The organism is Aeromonas sp. HMWF016 (assembly GCF_963878195.1).
Classification (GTDB): domain Bacteria; phylum Pseudomonadota; class Gammaproteobacteria; order Enterobacterales; family Aeromonadaceae; genus Aeromonas; species Aeromonas lacus.
In genome coordinates, this window is record NZ_CAWNWX010000070.1 from 5,469 (window position 1) to 8,705 (window position 3,237).

A 3,237-nucleotide genomic window follows, 5' to 3' on the forward strand; every position below is an offset into this window, starting at 1 on the left:
CGGCGACCAGATGGTCGCCGTTTTTTATTGCTTCGTGTGCTGCATCTTATGGCACGCAGACCGGACAGAAGGCGTAGGTGCCTTGCGGGTCGTTGAAGCGGGTGAGCGGGTCGAGACTGCGGTTCACCTCGCTCAGCGCCTTGCCAAAGCCGGCCGGCAGCCAGCTCTGCAGCTGCGGGGCGAGCACGCGGGCGCTGCTGTCGAACAGCTGGCGCAGGAACTTGTCCTTGGTGGACTCCTCCTGCTCGATGGGGGTGACCTGCCACTCCTTGAGGTTGGCCAGATCGGCCGCCGCCTTGATGGCGTCATTGAGGTTGCCGAACTCATCCACCAGACCGAGCTCCTTGGCATCCTCGCCAGTCCAGACGCGACCTTCAGCAGCTTTCTCCGCCTCTTCCGGGCTCAGGCCACGGCCTTTGCTCACCAGACCGACGAAGCGCTGGTAGGTATCCTCGACGCTCAGCTGGATCGCCTGCCCGACGTGTTCCGGCAGGGCACGGGTCAGACCGACGCCGACATAGTCGGTGGTGCCGACGCCGTCAGTGTGCACGCCGTACTGGGAGAGTGCCTTGTCGATGGTGGCGAACATGCCGAACACCCCGATGGAGCCGGTGAGGGTGGTCGGGGAGGCGAAGATCTTGTCCGCATCGGCAGAGATCCAGTAGCCACCGGAGGCGGCGTAGCTGCCCATGGAGACGACTACCGGCTTGCCAGCCTGTTTCAGGGCCAGCAGCTCGGCGCGGATCTGCTCGGCGGCGAAGGCGCTGCCGCCCGGGCTGTCGACCCGCAGGACCACGGCTTTCACCTTGTCATCGCGGCGAGCATCGGCCAGCAGGTCGGAGAGGGTATCGCCGCCGATGGTGCCGGCAGGCTGGACGCCATCCATGATGGCGCCGCTGGCGACCACCAGACCCACTTCATCCTTGCCGCTCTGGGGATACTGATCCGGGATGGCGGCCAGATACTCTTTCAGGCCAACCCCTTTCCAGCCGTGGTCGTCGCTCTCACCCACTTCCTTGATGACCGCTTGGGTCATCTCGTCGCGGGTTGCCAGCTGATCCACCAGCCCGTTGTCGAGGGCGTAGTTGGCGGCGTTGCCACCGGCCTTGCGCAGCAGCTCGAGGAAGCGATCCTTGCCCGGTGCCACGGCGTCCGGTTCGATTTCGCGCTGCTCGGCTACATCGGCCACATAGGATTGCCACAGCTGATCCAGCCAGCGCTGGTTCGCCTCCTTGCTCTCGGGGGACATCTCGTCGCGGGTATAGGGCTCGACGAAGGATTTGTAGGTGCCGACCTTGAACACATGCGGGGTGATGTTGAGCTTCTCCAGCGCAGACTTGAAGTAGGTCTGGTAGACGCCGAGCCCCTCGATCACCACGGCGCCGCTCTGGTTGAGCAGCACATGATCGGCATGGGCGGCCAGCAGGTATTGGCCCTGGGTGTAGAAGTCGGCCATGGCGATAACCGGTTTGCCGCTCTCCTTGAACTCGTCGATGGCGGCGGTCACCTCCTGCAGCTTGGAGAAGCTGGTGCCCTGCAGCCCTTGCGGCTTGATCACCAGCGCCTTGATGCGATCGTCATCCTTGGCGCTGCGAATGGCCCACAGCAGGTCGGAGAGAAGGATCTCGCTCGGCTGCTCGTCGCTGTTGTCCATCTGGCGCAGCAGCTGCGAGGTGGGATCGGTCGTGCTGCGCTGTTCCACCAGCACGCCGTTGAGGTTGAGGGTCAGAGCGCCTTCGATGGGCGTCTCCGGAGCCTCTTTCTGGCCAACGCTGTAGACGATGATCAGTACCAGTGCGAGAAACAGCAGATTGACCAGCATCAGCCGGGTGAAATTGAGCAGGCGCCACAGCGTGCGGAACAGCCAACCCAGACCTTTGAAGATAGACATAGTCGAGTTATCGCCCTGTTAATGGGTTAAGAGGGCTCATTATTAACCAGTTAGCCCCCCAATTGCCATTTCCTGCAAAGAGTTACCGCTTAACTTCATTCAGGGCACGGCTGTTCGCTGAAAAATCATCCAAACAATTGTTTGAAAAAGCATTTTCGATTCTTTACTCTAGTTGCAGTTTGATAACAAAAAATTAACTGGAGGCGTCGTGAGTCGTTACCCAATCCTGCTGACCCCGCTTGATCTCGGCTTCACCCAGCTGCGCAACCGCGTTTTGATGGGATCCATGCATACCGGCCTTGAAGAGGAGAAGGGCGGTTTTGACAAGCTGGCCGCCTTCTATGCCGAGCGCGCCCGCGGTGGCGTCGGCCTTATCGTCACCGGCGGCATCGCCCCCAACCTGCGTGGGCGGCTGGTGCCTCACGGCTCCCAACTGAGCTTTCCCTGGCAGGTAAGCAAGCACAAGAAGGTGACCAGTGCCGTGCATAAGGAGGGGGGCAAGATTGCGCTGCAGATCCTCCATGCCGGTCGCTACGCTTACCATCCGTTCAGTCTGGCGCCAAGCTCCCTCAAGGCGCCCATCTCCCCCTTCAAGCCGCGCGCCATGAGCGAGCGGCAGATCCGCGGCACTATTCGCGACTTCGCTGCCACTGCGGCGCTGGCCAAGGCGGCCGGTTATGACGGGGTCGAGGTGATGGGTTCGGAAGGCTATCTCATCAACCAGTTCATCTGCGAGCGCACCAACCAGCGCAGCGATGGCTGGGGTGGCAGCTTTGAGAAGCGGATGCGCTTCCCGGTGGAGATTGTCCGCGCCATCCGCGAGCGGGTTGGCACTGACTTCATCATTATCTTCCGCCTCTCCATGCTGGATCTGGTGGAGCAGGGCTCGACTCTGGAAGAGGTGATTGCCCTTGGCAAAGCGCTGGAAGCGGTGGGGGTGACCCTCATCAACACCGGTATCGGCTGGCACGAGGCGCGCATTCCCACCATCGCCACCAGTGTGCCGCGTGGCGCTTTCAGCTGGGTGACTGCCGAGCTGAAAAAGCACCTCACCGTGCCACTTATCACCACCAACCGGATCAATACCCCCGAGGTGGCCGAGCGCATTCTGGCAGGCGGCGAGGCGGACATGGTCTCCATGGCGCGCCCCTTCCTGGCTGACCCTGAATTTGTCATCAAGGCGGCCGAGGACAGGGCGGACGAGATCAACACCTGCATCGCCTGCAATCAGGCTTGCCTCGATCACGTCTTCAAGCAGAAGCGCGCCTCCTGTCTGGTCAATCCCCGCGCCTGTTTCGAGACCGAATTGACCTTTGGCCGCGTCCCACAGCCCAAGAAGCTGGCGG

The 3,237-nt window shown here is 61.8% G+C and carries 2 protein-coding genes; one reads left to right on the top strand and one right to left on the bottom strand.

All coding sequences use genetic code 11. The annotated features are described in order from the left end of the window. Nucleotides 1-46 precede the first annotated feature (46 nt). Nucleotides 47-1,891: a signal peptide peptidase SppA gene (sppA, locus tag AACS24_RS10310; protein WP_108573567.1), complete on the bottom strand. Its 1,845-nt coding sequence runs from the start codon at nt 1,889-1,891 to the stop codon at nt 47-49. Nucleotides 1,892-2,099: 208 nt separating this feature from the next. Between sppA and AACS24_RS10315 the strand changes: the two genes are divergently transcribed. Continuing rightward, on the top strand, nt 2,100-3,237 hold a 1,138-nt coding region (locus AACS24_RS10315), incomplete at its 3' end, for a 2,4-dienoyl-CoA reductase FMN-binding domain-containing protein (RefSeq protein WP_146181482.1).